Source organism: Streptomyces brevispora (assembly GCF_007829885.1).
Classification (GTDB): Bacteria; Actinomycetota; Actinomycetes; order Streptomycetales; family Streptomycetaceae; genus Streptomyces; species Streptomyces brevispora.
Map to the genome: position 1 here is coordinate 4943895 of NZ_VIWW01000001.1, position 18321 is coordinate 4962215.

Sequence of the window (18321 nt, forward strand, 5' to 3'; positions counted from 1 at the left end):
TACGCGGTCCGAGGAGGGAGCCACCGATGATTCTGCTCCGTCGCCTGCTTGGTGACGTGCTGCGTCGGCAGCGCCAGCGCCAAGGCCGTACTCTGCGCGAAGTCTCCTCGTCCGCCCGAGTTTCGCTCGGCTATCTCTCCGAGGTGGAGCGGGGGCAGAAGGAGGCATCCTCCGAACTGCTCTCCGCCATTTGCGACGCGCTTGACGTACGGATGTCCGAGCTCATGCGTGAAGTGAGCGATGATTTGTCGCTGGCTGAACTGGCCGAATCGGCAGCAGCCAGTGATCCGGTACCCGTACCGGTGCGCCCCAGGCTCAATTCCGTCTCTGTTTCGTCGGTGGCTGGTGTACCGACGGGACGGGTGACCATCAAGGCGCCTGCGGAAGCGGTGGATGTCGTCGCCGCCTGACCCGCTCGGTTCGGTCTGAAACCGGAGCCCCGGTCCTCCCCTCAGGGGGCGGACCGGGGCTTCTGCGCGTCAGGGGGCGGGCCAGGATTTCTGCGTGTCAAGGGACGGGCCGGGATTTCTGTGTGTCGGCAGGGCTGTGGCGGGCAGGCGCTCTGTGTGAGACCGGGGAACGATCCCGGTGAGACCGGGGAACGATCGTGCGCAGCCCTTTCCCCGGATGACCGTTTTGCTTCGTTTGTGCCATCGTGGGTGGTGCTGAACGGAACGGATATCAGATCGGAGAAGTGCATGTCTGTAGTGAAGAGCCCGCTTTCCGAGGCCGACCTCAAGTCCGTCGGTGGTGCGCTCCAGGGTGCCCTGGTGGACCTCGTGGACCTCTCTCTGGTGGCGAAGCAGGTCCACTGGAACGTGGTGGGTCCGCGCTTCAGGTCCGTGCACCTTCAGCTCGACGAGGTCGTCGACACCGCCCGCCAGCACTCCGACACGGTTGCCGAACGGGCCTCCGCGCTGGGCGTCAACCCGGACGGGCGGTCGGGGACGATCGCCAGGACCACGGCCATCGCCTCCGTGCCCGAGGGCTGGGTCAAGGACGTCGACGCGGTCCGGACTCTGGTCGACGCCCTCGGAGTGGTGATCGGCCGGATGCGGGAGCGGATCGAGGTGACCGGCGAACCCGATCCGGTCAGCCAGGACATCCTGATCACGCTGACCGCCGATCTTGAGAAGCACGCCTGGATGTTCCAGGCGGAGAGCGCCTGAGCTGCATCCGTTTCACCCGGCCGGGTGCCTCTGCACCGGACCGGTCTTCCCCCCCGGCCTGCCCACGTTCGGGCAGCTGTCGGTTCACCCCATTCGAGGAGTCGCAATGACCGACGAAGGCGCGAAGGACAAGATCACCGGCAAGGCCAAGGAGACCATGGGCAAGATGACCGGTGACCGCCGCAAGGAGACCGAGGGCAAGACAGACCAGGCGAAGGGCAAGGCCAAGGGCGCCATGGGCGATGCCAAGGAGCACACCAAGGGGATCAAGGACTCCCTGACCGGCGACGACAAGAGCTGATGGCCGACGCGGAGCCCCCACCCGAAGCGGTGGGGGCTCCGCTCTGGACGCGGCCCCGATGGCGCCGGGTGAGACTGCCAGGGTGTGCGACCGCGCCGTGCGCGCCGGTACTGCACCGGTGCGCTCTCCCGCCGGGTGATCGGGCCGGACTAGGTTCGCCCGGAGGAGGCAGCCATGGTGCGGCGATGGGTACCGGCGCTCGTTCTCGGCGGTGTGTGGTGGTGGGCCGTGCTGCGGCTGGTGCTGGAGCCGGCGCACGCCGGGGTGGTCGAGGGAGCGGTGGCGGCGGGCGGCTGGGGGCTGAGCCTCCTGCCGGTGCATGTGGCCGCGACCGCCAGGCCGACCGGGATCTTCGACGCGGGCACCGGCCTGCTGCGGCGGTGTGCCGCGGCTGTGCGGGACGAGGGCCGGTCCTGGTGTGCTACCAGGGCATGGCGACGCCGCCGTTCGGACGGAGGATCTGACCCGTCATGAAGGCCGATGCGTCGGACGCCAGATGCAGAACCGTGTGCGCCACGTCAACGGGCTCCCCGACCCTTCCCAGCGGCGAAATCCGGGCCATCGCGACTTCCGCCCGGTGCTGCTGCTCCGCGTCGTGGCGGGCGGTCATAGGGGTGCGGATCCAGCCGGGGGCGACGGCGTTGACCCGAATGGCGTGCGGCCCCAGTTCGGTCGCCAGGGTCTTGGTCAGCTGGACCACCGCCGCCTTGGCGGCGCTGTAGCAGAGCAGCCCGCGGCTCGCGGAGTCGACAGCGCCCGAGGCCATGGTGATCAGCGATCCGGGGACATCGCGGGCGATCATGGAGCGGGCCACTTCCTGGCAGGCGTACAGAACGCCCTTGAAGTTGACCGAGAGCACGCGGTCGAGGTCCTCGTCCGCAGTCTCCAGGACGCTGCTCGTGTGCATGATCCCGGCTACGGCGGCCAGGATGTCCAGGTCTCCGGAGGTCGCGACGGCGGCCCGGACCTGGTTGCGGTCGGTGACATCCAGCGGGTGCGTGTGGGCTTCGCCACCCCTCGCGGTGATCAGGTCCAGGGTCTCCAGGAGGCCCTTCTCGTCGAGATCGGCGCAGTGGACGGTGGCGCCGGCGTCCGCCAGGAGGACGGCGCAGGCGCGGCCTATGCCACCGGCCGCGCCGGTGACGAACGCGGAGCGGCCGGTGAGGTCGTACGCGGTGAGGGGCATGTCCGGACCGTACGACCGAATCTGACGGATCGTCAACTATGGGGTGGGGCCGGATTGGCAGCGCGGACACCAGTAGGCGGGGCGGGTGTCCTGCTCCGCCGTACGGATTGGCGTTCCGCAGCGGAGGCAGGGGCGGCGGGTTCTGCCGTAGACCCAGAGATTCTCGCGCGGGCGGCCGGCGCGGGACATCTGACCGGGGGCGGTGCGCCGGTGTGCGCCGGTGATGATGCGGGGCTTTGCGCCGGTGGTGGTGATGCGGACCGGGCGGTCGCGGTTGGCTTCGAGGAGTTGGTGGGCTGTGCTCACCAGCAGGGCGGCCGTGGCGGCGGGCAGGTCGCCGATGGGGAGCCAGGGGGTGGCGCGGGCCAGGAAACAGAGCTCGGCCTTGTAGACGTTGCCGATGCCGGCCAGGTTGCGCTGGTCCAGCAGGGCCTGGCCGAGGGGGCGGGCGGGGTCGGCGAGCAGATTGCGCAATGCGGTGCCGGCGTCCCAGTCGGGGCCCAGAAGGTCGGGGCCGAGGTGGCCGACAGCCTTGTCCTCGTCCGCGGTACGCAGGAGTTCGAGGACCGGGAGGCGGTAGCCGACGGCTGTGTGCGCGGTGTTGGCGAGTACGGCGCGGATCTGGTGCGTGGGGCCGCCACGCCAGCGCTCGTCAGGGCCGTAGATCAGCCAGGCGCCGTCCATCCGTAGATGGCTGTGGAGGGTCAGGCCGCCCTCGACACGGGCCAGCAGATGTTTGCCGCGCGGGATGACGTCGAGCACGGCCCGGCCGGTGAGGTCGGCGGTGGCGAACCGGGGGACGCGCAGGTCGGACCTGGTGAGGACCTGACCGGCGAGCGCGTGGTGCAGACGCCTGGCGGTCCGCAGGACGGTGTCTCCTTCGGGCATACCTCCATGATGCGCGGGATGAACGGTCCGGGCGGGGTCCTGGGCGCGGCGCCGGTGAGGCCGAGGCGGGCCGGGTGCGGGGCCGGTGCCTGTGAGTAAGCGACTGCGGGTGCTGGACTGGGCGTGGGGCCGGTGCCTGTGGGGCAGCCCGGGTGCGGGACTGGGCGTGGGCGTTGCGTGGTCACGCGCGGAGGCGGGTGCGGGACTGGGCGTGGGCATTGCGTGGTCACGCGCGGAGGCGGAGGCCCCTCGGGGTGGCGAGGAAGCCGGCCGACTCCAGCGTGCGGCCCAGCGGCGAGGTCAGTGCCGAGGCACCGTTGGTGCGTTCCACCGTCACCGTGCCGAGGGCTCCGGCGCGGGCGGCGGCGGCCAGGGCTGCCGCGGCCGCCCGGAGGGCGGGGTCGTCCGGATCGGTCGGCCAGGCCAGTAGCGTCTTCCCGCCGCGCTCCATGTACAGCGTCAGTTCGCCGTCGACCAGGACCACGAGGGAGCCCGCCTTGCGGCCGGGCTTGTGCCCGGCCCCGTCCGGTGGCTCGGGCCAGGGCAGCGCCGCACCGTAGGCGTTGGCCGGGTCGGCCGCGGCGAGGACCAGAGCACGGGGGGCCGCGCCCGGTTCCGTGCGGTCGCGGGCGGTGGAGGCCGCGCGGAGCCGGTCGACCGCGCCGTCCATGGCGAACTGCGCAGCGCCCAGTCCCTCCACGACGTAGCCGCGGCGCGCCTGGCCGTTGTCCTCGAAGGCGGACAGCACGCGGTACGCGGCGGAGAAGCCGCCCTCGACACCCTCGGCCTGGACCGCGCCGCGGGTCACCACACCGTGCCGGTCCAGGAGGGTGCGGGCCAGGGCGTGGGCCCGGTGCGTGGGGTCCGGCTCGACGGCAGGCAGCAGGGACCAGCGGCCCGACACCGTGGGCGGGCCGGTGCGCGAGGCCGGACGGGCCGCGGCGGTCAGCGACCCGTAACGGCCGCGCGGGACGTTGCGTCTGGCGCGGTGCGCGGTCGATCCGGCGGTGCGCCCCGAGCCGAGGAGCGAACGCAGCGGTGCGAGCGTGTCGTTGGTGAGCCGGCCCGACCAAGTGAGGTCCCAGAGGGCGTCCGCCAGTTGCGTATCGGTGCAGTCCGGGTGAGTGGTGGCCCGGACCTGATCGGCGATCTGGCGGAAGAAGAGCCCGTATCCGCCGGTCAGCGCGGTGAGTACGGATTCGTGCAGTGCGCTGAGTTCGAGCGGGCGCGGAGGAGCCAGCAGCAGGGGCGCGCTGTCGGCCAGGTAGAGGGAGAGCCAGCCATCCTTGCCGGGGAGGGCGCCCGCACCGGCCCACACGACCTCGCCGGTGGTGGTGAGTTCGTCGAGGAGCGCGGTGGAGTAGTCGGTGACACGGCCGGGCAGGACCAGCTTCTCCAGGGCCGAGGCGGGGACAGGAGCGCCCTGCAACTGCTCGATGGCACGGGCCAGTCCGTCGATTCCGCGGAGGCTGTTGCTGCCGAGATGCTGCCATGGGGGCAGGAAGCCCGCGAGGGCGGCGGGCGGGACGGGTTCCAGCTCATGTCGGAGCGCGGCGAGCGAGCGGCGCCGCAGCCGTCGCAGCACCGTGGCGTCGCACCACTCCTGGCCGATGCCCGCGGGGTGGAACTCTCCCTGGACGATCCGGCCGGAGGCCGCCAGCCGTTGCAGCGCACCGTCGGTGACGGCGGTCCCGAGGCCGAAGCGGGCGGCGGCCGCCGTGGAGGTGAACGGGCCGTGCGTACGGGCGTAGCGGGCGAGGAGGTCGCCGAGCGGGTCCTTCACCGGTTCGGTGAACGCCTCCGGGACGCCGACCGGAAGCGCCGTGCCCAGCGCGTCGCGCAGCCGTCCCGCGTCCTCGATCGCCGCCCAGTGCTCGCCGCCGCCGATCCGGACCGGGATGGCCCGGCGGGCCGATGCCAGCTCCTGCGCCCACGGTGATTCGGCCCCGCGCTCGGCCAACTCCGCTGCGGTGAGCGGTCCGAGGACCCGCAGCAGATCGGCGACGCCTTCGATGTCCTTGATCCGGCGGTCCTCGGACAGCCACTGGAGCTCCTGCTCCAGCTCGGTCAGGACGTCGGCGTCGAGCAGCTCGCGCAGCTCCGCCTGGCCCAGCAGCTCAGCCAGGAGATGGGAGTCGAGGGAGAGCGCGGCGGCCCGCCGCTCGGCAAGGGGGGAGTCGCCCTCGTACAGGAACTGTGCGACGTAGCCGAACAGGAGGGAGCGAGCGAACGGCGAGGGCTCCTGGGTCGTCACCTCGACCAGGCGGATCCGGCGTGCTTCCAGATCGCTCATCACTTCCGTGAGCCCGGGGACGTCGAAGACGTCCTGGAGGCATTCGCGGACCGCTTCGAGAACGATGGGGAACGAGCCGAACTCGGAGGCGACCTGGAGGAGCTGGGCGGCCCGCTGCCGTTGCTGCCACAGCGGTGTGCGCTTGCCGGGGCTGCGCCGAGGGAGCAGCAGCGCCCGGGCCGCGCACTCGCGGAACCGGGAGGCGAACAGGGCGGAACCGCCGACCTGGTCGGTGACGATCTGCCCGATCTCGCCCTGATCGAAGGTCACGTCGGCGGCGCCGACGGGGGGCTGATCGCTGTCGTGGGCGGCGTTCGACAGCGGGGCCGGTGCCCGGCCGCCGGATTCGGGGGCCCGGTCCGATTCCACCGGGCCGAAGTCCAGGAGGTCAAGGCCCATCATGTCGGCGTCCGGCAGCCTGAGGACGATGCCGTCGTCGGCATGCATGACCTGCGCGTCCATGCCGTACCGCTCGGCGAGGCGGGCGCTGAGCGCGAGCGCCCACGGGGCGTGCACCTGGGCACCGAACGGGGAGTGCACCACGACGCGCCAGTCGCCCAGCTCATCGCGGAAACGCTCGACGAGGATCGTCCGGTCGTCCGGTACGTGACCACAGGCCCGGCGCTGCTCGTCGATGTACGACAGCACGTTGTCCACGGCCCAGGTGTCCAGGCCCGCGGCCCGCAGCCGTTGCCGGGAGTCCTCGGGGGACAGCCCTCCGAGTTCGCGGAGGAAGGCGCCCAGGGCGCGGCCCAGCTCCAGCGGGCGGCCCAGCTGGTCGCCCTTCCAGAACGGCAGCCGTCCGGGGACGCCGGGCGCGGGCGTCACCAGGACCCGGTCGCGGGTGATGTCCTCGATCCGCCAGGACGTGGTGCCCAGCGTGAAGACATCGCCGACCCGGGACTCGTACACCATCTCCTCGTCCAGCTCACCGACCCGGCCGCCACCCTTCTTGGGGTCGGTGCCCGCGAGGAAGACCCCGAAGAGTCCGCGGTCGGGGATGGTGCCACCGGAGGTGACGGCGAGCCGTTGGGCGCCGGGACGGCCCGTGACCGTACCCGCGACGCGGTCCCAGACCACGCGCGGGCGCAGTTCGGCGAAGGCGTCGGACGGATAGCGGCCGGCCAGCATGTCCAGTACGGCGGTGAACGCCGACTCGGGAAGCGAGGCGAAAGGGGCGGCCCGGCGGGTCACGGCCAGCAGGTCGTCCACCTGCCAGCTGTCCAGAGCGACCATCGCGACCAGCTGCTGGGCCAGTACGTCCAACGGATTGGAAGGGATCCGGAGCGCCTCGATGGAGCCCTCGCGCATCCGTTCGGTGACCACCGCGGCCTGCACCAGGTCACCGCGGTACTTCGGGAAGACGACCCCGGTGGACACCGCGCCCACCTGGTGTCCGGCACGGCCGACCCGCTGCAGCCCGGAGGCGACCGACGGCGGTGACTCCACCTGGATCACCAGGTCGACCGCGCCCATGTCGATACCCAGCTCCAGGCTGGAGGTGGCGACCACCGCGGGCAGCCTGCCCGCTTTGAGGTCCTCCTCGACCTGGGCGCGCTGCTCCTTGGAGACCGATCCGTGGTGTGCCCGCGCGAGCAGAGCGGGCGCGCCCTTCGTCGCCCCCGACTCGGCCATGATCTCGGCGGGTGAGTGGGCCTCCGGCATCGTCTCGCCGGTGGCCCGCTCGTACGCGATCTCATTGAGCCGGTTGCAGAGCCGCTCGGCGAGACGGCGGGAGTTGGCGAAGACGATGGTGGAACGGTGCGCCTGGACGAGATCGGCGATCCGCTCCTCCACATGCGGCCAGATCGACGGCTTGTCCGCCTGGCCCGCGGTGTCCGTGTCGGCGGCGGGGGAGCCGCCGAGCTCGCCCAGATCCTCGACGGGCACGACCACCGACAGATCGAACTGCTTGGTGGACGGCGGCTGGACGATCTCCACCTTCCGCTGCGGGGAGAGGAACCGTGCCACTTCGTCGACCGGACGGACCGTGGCGGACAGGCCGATCCGGCGGGCCGGCCGCGGCAGCAGCTCGTCAAGACGCTCCAGCGACAGGGCGAGATGGGCGCCTCGCTTGGTGCCCGCGACGGCGTGCACCTCGTCCAGGATCACCGTCTCGATGCCCGCAAGCGCCTCCCGGGCCGCGGAGGTCAGCATCAGGAACAGGGACTCGGGGGTGGTGATCAGGATGTCCGGCGGCCTGGTCGCCATCGACCGGCGCTCGGCGGGCGGGGTGTCGCCCGAGCGGATCCCCACCCGTACCTCGGGCTCGGGCAGTCCGAGGCGCACCGACTCCTGGCGGATGCCGGTGAGCGGGGAGCGGAGGTTGCGCTCCACATCGACCGCGAGGGCCTTCAGCGGCGATACGTACAGCACCCGGCAGCGCTTCTTCGCCTCGGCGGGCGGTGGCACCACCGTCAGCTGGTCCAGGGCGGCGAGGAAGGCGGCCAGCGTCTTGCCCGATCCGGTCGGCGCGACGACCAGCACGTCCGATCCGGCGCCGATCGCCCGCCAGGCGCCTTCCTGCGCGGCTGTCGGCGCGCTGAAGGCCCCCGTGAACCAGCTGCGGGTCGCGGCGGAGAACGAATCGAGTGCGGAGCCGGTCATGCTCCCCATCGTGCACCCCGCCACTGACAACGGCCGTGACGCCGCCCTGCGGCGGGGCCGGGCCACCCGCTCCGGCCGGCTTCGAAGGCCGGGGCCAGGACCGGTGGCCTCCGCCGCGAGCTGCGAGAATTCCGGGTATGGCGGAAACTGCGGGACCGGGGGAGTGGGCGAGGTACTGGCAGTACGCCGAACTGCCCGACCTCGACCTGCTGCGGGCCCGCTACGTCCGCCACGCCTTCCCCCGTCACAGCCACGAGGGCTATGTGCTCGGCACCATCAGCCACGGGGTCGAGGACGTGGGGCTGCCCGGCGGCACCGTCCACGCGGGTCCCGGCACCGTCGTCATGATCAACCCGGAGGTGCCGCACACCGCCCGCGCCGGGGTCCCGGAGGGGTGGGTGTACGCCACGCTCTACCCGTCCGCCCAGGTGATCAACGACATCGCGGCCGACACGACGAGCCTGCGCGGCACGGTCGGCTTCACGGAGACCGGCGTGGTCGATCTGTACGCGGCCCGGCTGATCGGCGAGGTCCACCGCGCGGCGGAAGAGGGCAACGCACTCGCCGCGGACAGTCTGCTGCGGGTCATGGTCACGCGCCTGCTCACCCGGCACGGCGGCGCGCTTCCCACCCCCGGGCCGCGGGCGGCGGGCGCACGGGACGCGGCGCGTGCCCGTGCCGTACTGGAGAGCAGGATGGCCGGTCCGCCCACGCTGGAGGCACTGGCCACCGAGCTGGGCACGAGCCCGTTCGCCCTGCTGAGAGCCTTCAAGAAGCAGTACGGAATGCCGCCGCACACCTGGCTCACCGACGCCCGGGTCCGGCGTGCGCGCCGGATGCTCGACGCGGGCACGGCTCCCGCGGTCGCGGCAGCCGAGGTCGGCTTCACCGACCAGCCGCATCTCAACCGTCATTTCACCCGGATTGTGGGCGTGCCACCGGGCGCCTACCAGCGTGAACGTGCAAGAACGTACAAGACCGGCCCTGAACCGCCCGAGTAGCGTTCCGGACGTGGCAGAACAGACAGCACCCCTTCAGAGAGCCGGCGAACCGGCCGACGGCAGTGTGATCACCGCCGATGCCAAGCCGGACGCGGCCGTCGTGCGTGACGCGCTCGGTGTCGGCATAGCCGTCGGACTCTCCGGCTTCGCCTTCGGCGTCACCTCGGCCGGCTCCGGACTGAGCCTGCTGCAGACCTGCGCGCTCAGCCTCCTCGTCTTCACCGGCGCCTCCCAGTTCGCCCTGGTGGGCGCCCTCGCCGCGGGCGGCAATCCGTACACCGCGGCCGCCGGTGCCTTCTTCCTCGGCGTACGCAACTCGTTCTACGGCCTGCGGCTGTCGCAGCTGCTCGCCCTCCCGCGTGCGGTACGTCCCTTCGCCGCCCACTGGGTCATCGACGAGACGACAGCCGTGACGCTGCCCCAGCCCACCCGGAGGGCCGCCCGGATCGGTTTCACCGTCACCGGGCTCACGCTCTATGTGCTGTGGAACCTCACCACGCTGGTCGGGGCCCTGGGTGCCGAGGCGCTCGGTGACACCGACGCCTGGGGGCTGGACGCGGCCAGTCCCGCCGTCTTCCTCGCTCTGCTCGCGCCGATGCTGAAGACCACGACGCAGCGCGTCACCGCAGGGCTCGCGGTCGTCCTCGCCCTCGGCCTGCTGCCGGTACTGCCCGCAGGGGTGCCCGTACTGGTGTCCGCGCTCGCGGCGCCCGTCGTCCTCTTTGTGATGGGACGCGGTATGGGCCCGGTGCCCAAGGACGAGAAGCACGCGAAGGACGAGAAGCACGCGAAGGACACGAAGGTCGCGAAGGTCGCGAAGGACACGCGCACGATCACGTCGGAGGACGACCGATGAACGTCTGGATCGCCATCTCACTGACCACCGTCGGCTGCTACCTCGCCAAGCTCCTCGGCCTTCTGGTGCCCGCCGGAGCCCTGGAGCGCCCCCTCGTACAGCGCCTCGCCGCGCTGCTGCCGGTGGCCCTTCTGGCCGCCCTGACCGCGCAGCAGACCTTCGGCGACGGGCAGCAACTGGTCCTGGACGCCAGGGCCGCGGGCCTCGCCGCGGCGGCGCTCGCGCTCGTCCTGCGCGCACCCTTCCTCGTGGTGGTGGGCGCTGCCGTGGTCGTCACCGCCGGAGTCCGCGCCCTCGGCTGAAGCACACGAACACGCGCGTACGGAGACCTGTGGACGGACCTGTGTGCCGAGACATGGGTAAGGGGCTCGGTCCATATGGACCGAGCCCCTTACCCATGCGGCCGTGCTGTCGCACGGCACCGGCCGGGGAGACCGAGGCCCACCGCACCGGCCGAGGGCCCGTGTCAGCCGAGGCCGCGCCCGTGCGCGCGTAACGTCTGCAACGCCCTGAGCGTCACCAGGGGCCGTCCCTCCAGCGCGGTCCCCGGCGCCCATTGCCGCCAGGTCACCGGCCAGCCGCCGTCCGCCTCCTGCCCGGCCGCCAGGTGGTCCAGCGACAGATCCATCTCCGCATCGGTGAACCATCGGCGGGCGAGCGACTCGGGGACACGGGCGTAGTCGTACGGGAAGTGCTGCTCGCCGGGCGCGTAACCGGCCGCCACCGGGTACTCCGCACGCTGCTCCGGATCCAGCACGGCGAGCCGCTGCTCGCGTACCAGGCGCCCCAGACGATCGGCGGCTGCCTCGGCCCGCGACCGGTCGGGGGCACCGTCGAGAAAGGCGACGGCTGCCTCGATCTCGTACGGATGCGACACCCGCAGGGCGTCGACGGCCGCCCAGCAGAAGTCGGTGGCCCGAAACAGCCAGGCATGCCACACCGCGTTGCGGTGCAGCAGTCCGACGACGGGACCGGTGGCCAGCAGCTCGGCCGGCGGGTCGTCGACGATCGGGATGAACGGCGCGGCCGGATAGCCGCGTTGCGAGGGAAGGAGAGCGGGCAGCGCCCCCTCCTTTGTGGACACGTCGGTCAGGAAACGGCAGATCCGCTCCACCCGGAGACCGTTGCAACGGTCGATGGAGTCGAGGACGCTCAGCGCGTGGGCCGTGTGCAGTGGCTGGCTGACGGGGCCGCGCAGATCGGGTTCGAGCGCGTGTCCGTACCCGCCGTCCTCATTGAGGTAGGCGGCGAGCGCCGTCTCCACGGCATCCGCACTTCCTTTCAGGAAGTGATGGGCGAACCGCCGCTGTTCGAGGACACGGGCCGTGAGCCAGATGAACTGCTCGGCACGGTTGAGGGGACTTTCTCCGGTTCCAGCCATGGACCGACCGTAGGACGGATGGCGCTCTCGGTAAGGGCAGGCAGCCCGGCTGCACTCTCAAGGGCGGGATACTGAGGGCATGCGGTTGACGATTTTCTGGGAACGGATGGCGGACCACTTCGGCGCGGGCTACGCCGACTCCTTCGCGCGCGATCATGTGATGGCCGAGCTCGGCGGACGCACGGTGCATGAGGCGCTGGCCGCCGGCTGGGAGGCCAAGGACGTCTGGCGCGGAGTCTGCACGGCGGTCGGCATCCCCGCGGACAAGCGCTGACGCACGGCTCAGCACCTTGCGGCGGAGGTCGGTTGCCCGGGGTGCGCGACAGCGTGTCGCAGCCGTAGGCGAGACTGGCTCCGTGGCACCGACAGACGAGACCGCTCAGATTCAGCCGCCCGGCATTCCGCCCGTCACGCAGGCCGAGCCACCGGCCCCGCCGTCCGGCTCCGGGCCGGTCCGCATGCCCGCCTGGCTCCCGCGTGCGATGGTGCTGGCCCTGGCGCTCTACGCCTGCTTCCGACTCGGGAGCTGGGCGTTCGACCAGCTCATCGGTCTGCTGATCAATGTGCTGATCGCCTTCTTCCTTGCGCTCGCCATCGAGCCCGCGGTGAGCCGTATGTCGGCCGCCGGCATGCGCCGTGGCCTCGCCACCTTCCTGGTCTTCCTCGCCGTGCTGATCGCGAGCGTCGGTTTCGTCGTGATGCTCGGCTCGATGCTCGCGGGCCAGATCGTCGACATGGTCGACGAGTTCCCCAAGTACCTCGACTCGGTGATCAACTGGGTCAACCAGACCTTCCACACCGAGCTCTCCCGGGTCGAGGTGCAGGACAGCCTGCTGCACTCCGACTGGTTGCAGAAGTACGTCCAGAACAGTGCGTCCGGCGTGCTCGACGTGTCGACCACAGTCCTCGGCGGCCTGTTCCGACTGCTGACGATCTTCCTGTTCTCCTTCTACTTCGCAGCCGACGGACCCCGGCTGCGCCGCGGGCTGTGCTCCGTTCTCCCGCCGTCCCGCCAGGCCGAGGTGCTGCGGGCCTGGGAGATCGCGGTCGCCAAGACCGGTGGGTATCTCTACTCGCGCGGCCTGATGGCGCTCGTCTCCGGAATCGCGCACTACGTCCTGCTGGCGGCACTGGGTGTGCCGTACGCGCCGGCGCTCGCGGTCTGGGTCGGGCTCGTGTCGCAGTTCATCCCCACGATCGGCACCTATCTGGCGGGCGCCCTGCCGATGCTGATCGCCTTCACCGTCAACCCCTGGTACGCACTCTGGGTCCTCGGGTTCGTCGTGGTGTACCAGCAGTTCGAGAACTACGTGCTGCAGCCCAAGCTGACCGCCAGGACCGTGGACATCCACCCGGCGGTCGCCTTCGGCTCGGTGATCGCGGGTACGGCACTGATGGGCGCCGTCGGCGCGCTGATCGCCATCCCGGCCGTGGCCACGCTGCAGGCCTTCCTCGGCGCCTATGTGAAGCGGTACGACGTCACGGACGACCCACGGGTGCAGGGCCGGCACCAGTGGCAGCGCGGCGAAGCGCTGTCGGCGCGGGTGCGCCGGCTCTGGTATGCCCCGGAGGGCGACGGCGGGACGCAGGGGGCGGACGAGGAGCCGCAGAACCGGCCGCCGCGCTCCTGACCGGCAGCTGTGCTCCTGAGACACGGGTCCCCGGTGAGGAGCGGGAGACGCTTCCGGTCGGCGATGCCCCTGTCCGGACGGGATCGGGCATGGTGGCTGGCATGTGACCTTTGCTCCGTTGTGCCCGATCCTGGGGAGCTACCCTGGGGGCGAGTCGGTGCGGCGTGGTGCGCTTGACACCAAAATCGAACATCCGTTCTCATGGGATTCCGGCCGGGTTTTGCCGGGCTCGACCGTGGAGTTGTCCACAGGCCGGGAGGACGTCGAGGCCCATTGTCAGTGGCAGGGGTTAGCGTCTGAGACGTGAAGCGATCGACTCAAGCAAATCGGGTGGAACCCATGGCAGGAAACGACCGCGAGAAGGCGTTGGACGCCGCACTCGCACAGATCGAACGGCAATTCGGCAAGGGCGCGGTGATGCGCCTCGGTGAGCGGCCGAACGAGCCCATCGAAGTGATCCCCACCGGTTCGACGGCGCTCGACGTCGCGCTCGGCGTCGGCGGCCTGCCGCGCGGCCGTGTGGTGGAGGTGTACGGACCGGAGTCCTCCGGTAAGACGACGCTGACGCTGCACGCCGTGGCGAACGCGCAGAAGCTCGGCGGCACGGTGGCCTTCATCGATGCCGAACACGCCCTCGACCCCGAGTACGCGAAGAAGCTCGGTGTCGACATCGACAACCTCATCCTGTCCCAGCCGGACAACGGTGAGCAGGCGCTCGAGATCGTGGACATGCTGATCCGCTCGGGCGCCCTCGACCTGATCGTCATCGACTCCGTCGCGGCCCTGGTGCCCCGTGCGGAGATCGAGGGCGAGATGGGTGACTCGCACGTGGGTCTGCAGGCCCGCCTGATGAGCCAGGCGCTCCGGAAGATCACCAGCGCGCTCAACCAGTCCAAGACCACCGCGATCTTCATCAACCAGCTCCGCGAGAAGATCGGTGTGATGTTCGGCTCGCCGGAGACCACCACCGGTGGCCGCGCGCTCAAGTTCTACGCCTCGGTGCGCCTCGACATCCGACGGATCGAGACGCTCAAGGACGGCACCGACGCCGTCGGCAACCGCACCCGCGTCAAGGTCGTCAAGAACAAGGTCGCACCGCCGTTCAAGCAGGCCGAGTTCGACATCCTCTACGGCCAGGGCATCAGCCGCGAGGGCGGTCTGATCGACATGGGCGTGGACCACGGCTTCGTACGCAAGGCCGGCGCCTGGTACACGTACGAGGGTGACCAGCTCGGCCAGGGCAAGGAGAACGCCCGCAACTTCCTCAAGGACAACCCCGATCTCGCCAACGAGATCGAGAAGAAGATCCTGGAGAAGCTGGGCATCGGTGTGCGGCCCGAGGCGGCATCCGCCGAGCCCGGAGCGGACACGGCCGGAACCGCCGCGGCCTCGGCCGACGGTGCGGCGAAGTCGGTGCCCGCTGCGGCCGGTAAGGCCAAGCCGGCCAAGACGGCGGCGGCCAAGAGCTAGACCGTGACGCGTCGTACGGAGTGGCCGGGCAGCGCCGCCGCATCCGGCGCGGGCCCCGGCCCCGAATCCGCCGCCGGACACGACACCGGATCCGATCCCGAGTCCGGTCTCCCCTACGAGCCTGAGGCCGGGTCCGGCTACGGCAGAGGCGGAGGCAGGGGCAGGGGGTCGGGCTCCGGATTCGGTGAGGGGGGCGGGCGCGGTTCCCGCTCCCGTTCCAGAAGCAGCGGCTCCCCCTCCTCGTCGAGGGCCGAGAAGGGGGAGCCGCGCGACCCGGTCGAGGAGGCGCGCAATATCTGCCTGCGGCTGCTCACCGGGACTTCCCGCACCCGCAAGCAGCTCGCGGACGCCCTGCGTAAACGGGAGATCCCCGACGAGGCCGCCGAAGAAGTGCTGTCGCGCTTCGAGGACGTCGGGCTGATCAACGATGCCGCGTTCGCCGATGCCTGGGTGGAATCGCGGCATCACGGCCGAGGACTCGCGCGCCGCGCACTCGTCCGTGAGCTGCGGACCAAGGGAGTGGACGCGGCGGTGATCGACGAAGCCGTCGGTCAGCTCGACCCGGATCAGGAGGAGGCGACGGCGCGCGAACTCGTCGCGCGCAAAATCCGGTCCACCCGGGGGCTGGACCGCGACAAGCGGCTGCGTCGACTCGCCGGCATGCTCGCCCGCAAGGGATACGGGGAGGGACTGGCCCTGCGCGTGGTGCGCCAGGCACTCGAAGAAGAGGGCGAGGACACGGAAGGGCTGGACGATCCCTACTGAGACCCCTACTGACCGGCCGGCATCCCGGCCTGACCGGCCTGCATCCGGCCTGCATCTGCTCTGACCGGCAGTTATCCGGCCTTCCACGGCTCCGGCCACCTCGCCACCCGCACCCCTCGAGGGAGGGACAGGCAGCGAAGTGCCGGGTTGCGGCAGATGCCAGGGGCTCCGCCGGGCTCAACTGCCGGCGCGGGCGGTCGTCAGGGGCTCGTCGGGTTTATCGCGGCCTGTCGAGGCGTGCTGCGGTCTATTGCCCGGCGCGGGCGGCGCGGCTGATGGTGGCGTCGATCAGGGCGACAGCATCCGAGGCGGTGCGCCCGGGCTGCCGGTTCCACGGCCCGATCAGCCCCGTCCAGCCCTGGGAACGGAGTTCGGTGATCAGCCAGGCACCGGCCCGGTCGACAGTGTCCAGCGAACCGTAGCCCAGGCGGTGCGCGGTCACCATGGCACCGCAGACACAGCGGGCGCCCCTCGCGTTGCGAAGCCGGTACGGGGTGCTCTGCCAGCCCCACTCGGTCAGGATCTGTCGTGCATGGGCGAGATGGGTGGAGGGCCGTACCTCGGGCTGTCCGATGCGCCGCCAGGAGTGGAGCCGGTCGGGCAGTACCGCACCGAGGCGCCCAGGGAGCGGGCGCTCGCGCGGCGCGGCGGCGGGCAGGGCTCGGACCGTATCCGCGATCAGTTGATCGACCGGCACGGAGAGCAGGTCGCGCCAGTCGGCTTGCTTTCCCTGGCCTCTCTGCTGTGGGTCCGACGGGCGCAGCGAGTGTGGCGGACGCAGCGGGTGTGATGGATATGACGGTTGTGACTCGTGTTCGTCCGGGACGAGGCGTACGGGTTCCGGGGCTGTGAGGTCCCAGCCCGTGACGATCTGCCGCCACGCATCCGTGTCGTGGAGACGAGCGGCCTGGATGTCGAGCTCGTCAGGGGTGAGGGCGGTGGTCGGCATCGGTGTGGGCTCCCCGGCATAGAGGTCCTTGTCGTTGAGGCGAATGTCCGTCCGGCACGGGGTTCGTTCCACCGGAGCGAGGCCATACGGGTGTGTCACGACGAATTCCGGGCCGGGAAGTGCCCTGGGCGCGGGGGGAAACGCCCGTACGAAGACGGCGAAATACTCCAGTGCCCAGTGCCCAGTGCCCAGTGCCCAGCGCGCCTGTGGACGTGGGCAGGGTGTGACGCATGCCAGAGAAGCCCGGTGGTACCGAGATCACGGAGCCGACGGGACTTCGCGGACTCGTCCTGGCCGCGGTCTGGTCGAGACCCTGAAGGGAACGACCGCTCAGGTCGTCACGGTGACGCCCGCGGGCCCGTCGGGTTCATGGACGCGGGGGTGCCCGGGCGCCAAACCCCGACAGGTGCGGCGGATACTCCGTATCGAGGCTGTGTCGACCTGCTGATCGCCGCCGTTCTCGGTACCGGCATCGGCCCACCGGCATCGCACTTGCCGTGCTGACCGCGTTCAGCATCGGTGTGACCGGCAGCCCGGCAGCCCGGCAGCCCGGCAGCCCTGCAGCCCGGCGCCCGCCCCCGCCGGGGCTCCCGGTCACGTGTCAGCCCCAGCCCCAGCCCCCGTCGGCCCGCCGCCCGTGTCCGCCACCGCCCCGGGCACTTGCGGGCACTTCCGGTCACGCGTCGACAGGGAGCCCCGCCGCGCGCCAGGCCTGGAAGCCGCCGACCAGATCGGTTGCCCGGTACAGCCCGAGCCGGTGCAGGGACTCGACGGCGAGGCTCGACGCGTAGCCCTCGTTGCAGATCACCACGACCTGGAGGCCGTGGCTCACCGCCTCCGCCGCGCGGTGGCTTCCCTGCGGGTCCAGCCGCCACTCCAGCTCATTGCGCTCGACGACCAGCGCCCCCGGGATCAGCCCGTCCCGCGTGCGCAGCTCCGCGTAGCGGATGTCGACGAGCAGGGCTCCCTCGGCGGCTGCCGCTCTGGCCTCATCGGGACCGATCCTCTCGTATCCGGACCGGACCCGCTCCAGCAGTTCGTCGATCCCCACCTGTGCCGTCCCGACCTGTGCCGTCCCGACCCGTTCCGTACCATCTCGTTCCGTCCCGTCGTACAGTTCGTCACTCACTGCCAGTCCTCCGGGTTTTCGGTCTGCTCCAGGCGGAGCACCGCGCCGGTGCGGCTGTAGCGGCGGATCTGCGGCAGTGGCGGATGGTAGGCGTGGACGGAGACGGCGTGCTCCGTGGCGGACTCGTTCAGCACCTCGTGCACGTGGTGCCGGCCGAAGGCCTTGCCCTGACCAGCAGTCAACTCCCGTGACCGGTCGATGTTCTCGGTCAGCTCCAGGGTCTTCCACCCGTCGGTGGGCAGCCGCGCCGCGAGTGAGTGTTCCTTGAGTGTGCCGCTCGCGGTCAGGAAGGCACCGATCGAGTCGGCGTGGTCGTGCCAGCCGGTGCCGGTGCCAGGCGGCCAGCCGATCAGCCAGGCCTCACTGCCACCGGGCCCGTCGAGCCGGATCCATGTCCGGCCCTCGGGATCGAGGGGCAGCGAGGCGATGAGGTCGGTGTCCGCGGCGGTACGGCGGAGGAAGTCGAGCAGTTCCGCAGCCGTCGGGCCGGAAGCGGACGTGCGTACGGAAACAGGGGAGGGAGAGCCAGACACGGGGACCGTCCTGAGGGTTCGCGCGGTGCTCAGGCCGTACGTCATGGCGCACGGCGGAGCAGAGGAAGGCGATTCAGCAGGACGGGCGACACACGCAGCCCGCATAGCGGAGCAGGTCCATATGGACCCTCCGCCACAGGCGCACATCGGTGTCGGTCATGT

General features: G+C 71.1%; 19 protein-coding genes. 11 read left to right on the forward strand and 8 right to left on the reverse strand.

Annotated elements, in window-relative coordinates; all coding sequences use genetic code 11:
- Positions 1-26: 26 nt before the first annotated feature.
- The 4 genes from FHX80_RS22960 to FHX80_RS22975 all read left to right on the forward strand — a co-directional run bounded on the left by FHX80_RS22960 (position 27) and on the right by FHX80_RS22975 (position 1944).
- On the forward strand, positions 27-410 hold the full coding sequence (locus tag FHX80_RS22960; protein WP_123462700.1) for a helix-turn-helix domain-containing protein: 384 nt from the start codon (positions 27-29) through the stop codon (positions 408-410).
- A gap of 288 nt (positions 411-698) precedes the next feature.
- Positions 699-1169, forward strand: coding sequence for a Dps family protein (locus FHX80_RS22965; RefSeq protein ID WP_145765919.1), 471 nt, complete (start codon positions 699-701; stop codon positions 1167-1169).
- A 106-nt stretch (positions 1170-1275) separates the two neighbouring features.
- Complete coding sequence (locus FHX80_RS22970) at positions 1276-1470, forward strand: CsbD family protein (protein WP_145765920.1); 195 nt, start codon at positions 1276-1278, stop codon at positions 1468-1470.
- Positions 1471-1644: 174 nt separating this feature from the next.
- Positions 1645-1944 (forward strand): hypothetical protein, encoded by a 300-nt coding sequence (locus FHX80_RS22975; RefSeq protein WP_145765921.1) that lies wholly within the window; start codon positions 1645-1647, stop codon positions 1942-1944.
- Here FHX80_RS22975 and FHX80_RS22980 read toward each other — a convergent pair.
- The 3 genes from FHX80_RS22980 to FHX80_RS22990 form a co-directional block, all read right to left on the reverse strand.
- Entirely contained in the window at positions 1892-2656 is a 765-nt protein-coding gene (locus tag FHX80_RS22980) for an SDR family NAD(P)-dependent oxidoreductase (RefSeq protein WP_145765922.1), read from the reverse strand. The two genes, FHX80_RS22975 and FHX80_RS22980, sit on opposite strands and share 53 nt — an antisense overlap.
- Positions 2657-2692: 36 nt before the next feature.
- Complete coding sequence (locus FHX80_RS22985; RefSeq protein WP_145765923.1) at positions 2693-3544, reverse strand: DNA-formamidopyrimidine glycosylase family protein; 852 nt, start codon at positions 3542-3544, stop codon at positions 2693-2695.
- A gap of 226 nt (positions 3545-3770) precedes the next feature.
- Positions 3771-8444, reverse strand: a complete 4674-nt coding sequence (locus FHX80_RS22990) for an Lhr family helicase (protein WP_145765924.1) — start codon at positions 8442-8444, stop codon at positions 3771-3773.
- A 137-nt stretch (positions 8445-8581) separates the two neighbouring features.
- Between FHX80_RS22990 and FHX80_RS22995 the strand changes: the two genes are divergently transcribed.
- The 3 genes from FHX80_RS22995 to FHX80_RS23005 are packed head-to-tail and all read left to right on the forward strand — an operon-like array spanning position 8582 to position 10603.
- The gene (locus FHX80_RS22995; RefSeq protein ID WP_145765925.1) at positions 8582-9445 is read left to right on the forward strand and encodes an AraC family transcriptional regulator; all 864 of its coding nucleotides are present in this window, start codon (positions 8582-8584) and stop codon (positions 9443-9445) included.
- A gap of 10 nt (positions 9446-9455) precedes the next feature.
- Entirely contained in the window at positions 9456-10301 is an 846-nt protein-coding gene (locus FHX80_RS23000) for an AzlC family ABC transporter permease (protein WP_425281693.1), read from the forward strand.
- Positions 10298-10603, forward strand: a complete 306-nt coding sequence (locus FHX80_RS23005) for an AzlD domain-containing protein (RefSeq protein ID WP_145765926.1) — start codon at positions 10298-10300, stop codon at positions 10601-10603. Before FHX80_RS23000 ends, FHX80_RS23005 begins: the two co-directional genes overlap by 4 nt.
- Before the next feature lie 164 nt (positions 10604-10767).
- Here the strand turns inward: FHX80_RS23005 and FHX80_RS23010 are convergent, their stop codons facing one another.
- Positions 10768-11682 carry a hypothetical protein gene (locus FHX80_RS23010; protein ID WP_145765928.1) on the reverse strand — a complete coding sequence of 305 codons (915 nt, stop codon included), beginning with the start codon at positions 11680-11682 and terminating at the stop codon, positions 10768-10770.
- A 79-nt stretch (positions 11683-11761) separates the two neighbouring features.
- Here FHX80_RS23010 and FHX80_RS23015 point away from each other — a divergent pair, with 79 nt between their 5' ends.
- The 4 genes from FHX80_RS23015 (at position 11762) to recX (ending at position 15548) form a co-directional block, all read left to right on the forward strand.
- Positions 11762-11956 (forward strand): DUF3046 domain-containing protein, encoded by a 195-nt coding sequence (locus FHX80_RS23015; RefSeq protein ID WP_073737752.1) that lies wholly within the window; start codon positions 11762-11764, stop codon positions 11954-11956.
- A 184-nt stretch (positions 11957-12140) separates the two neighbouring features.
- Complete coding sequence (locus tag FHX80_RS23020; protein WP_145767446.1) at positions 12141-13313, forward strand: AI-2E family transporter; 1173 nt, start codon at positions 12141-12143, stop codon at positions 13311-13313.
- 339 nt (positions 13314-13652) lie between these two features.
- Positions 13653-14783, forward strand: coding sequence for a recombinase RecA (gene recA, locus FHX80_RS23025; RefSeq protein ID WP_145765930.1), 1131 nt, complete (start codon positions 13653-13655; stop codon positions 14781-14783).
- Positions 14784-14786: 3 nt separating this feature from the next.
- A complete protein-coding gene (gene recX / locus FHX80_RS23030; protein ID WP_145765931.1) occupies positions 14787-15548 on the forward strand; it encodes a recombination regulator RecX in 762 nt (253 codons plus the stop codon).
- Positions 15549-15795: 247 nt separating this feature from the next.
- On the opposite strand, the gene FHX80_RS23035 is transcribed toward recX, so the two are convergent.
- From FHX80_RS23035 to FHX80_RS36815, 4 genes are all read right to left on the reverse strand, one after another.
- Complete coding sequence (locus FHX80_RS23035; RefSeq protein WP_145765932.1) at positions 15796-16497, reverse strand: DUF6197 family protein; 702 nt, start codon at positions 16495-16497, stop codon at positions 15796-15798.
- A gap of 676 nt (positions 16498-17173) precedes the next feature.
- The gene (locus tag FHX80_RS23045; RefSeq protein WP_244318623.1) at positions 17174-17548 is read right to left on the reverse strand and encodes a rhodanese-like domain-containing protein; all 375 of its coding nucleotides are present in this window, start codon (positions 17546-17548) and stop codon (positions 17174-17176) included.
- A 74-nt stretch (positions 17549-17622) separates the two neighbouring features.
- The gene (locus tag FHX80_RS23050; protein WP_145765935.1) at positions 17623-18204 is read right to left on the reverse strand and encodes a cupin domain-containing protein; all 582 of its coding nucleotides are present in this window, start codon (positions 18202-18204) and stop codon (positions 17623-17625) included.
- A gap of 28 nt (positions 18205-18232) precedes the next feature.
- Positions 18233-18319: a putative leader peptide gene (locus FHX80_RS36815; RefSeq protein WP_311307652.1), complete on the reverse strand. Its 87-nt coding sequence runs from the start codon at positions 18317-18319 to the stop codon at positions 18233-18235.
- Between the last annotated feature and the right edge of the window lie 2 nt (positions 18320-18321).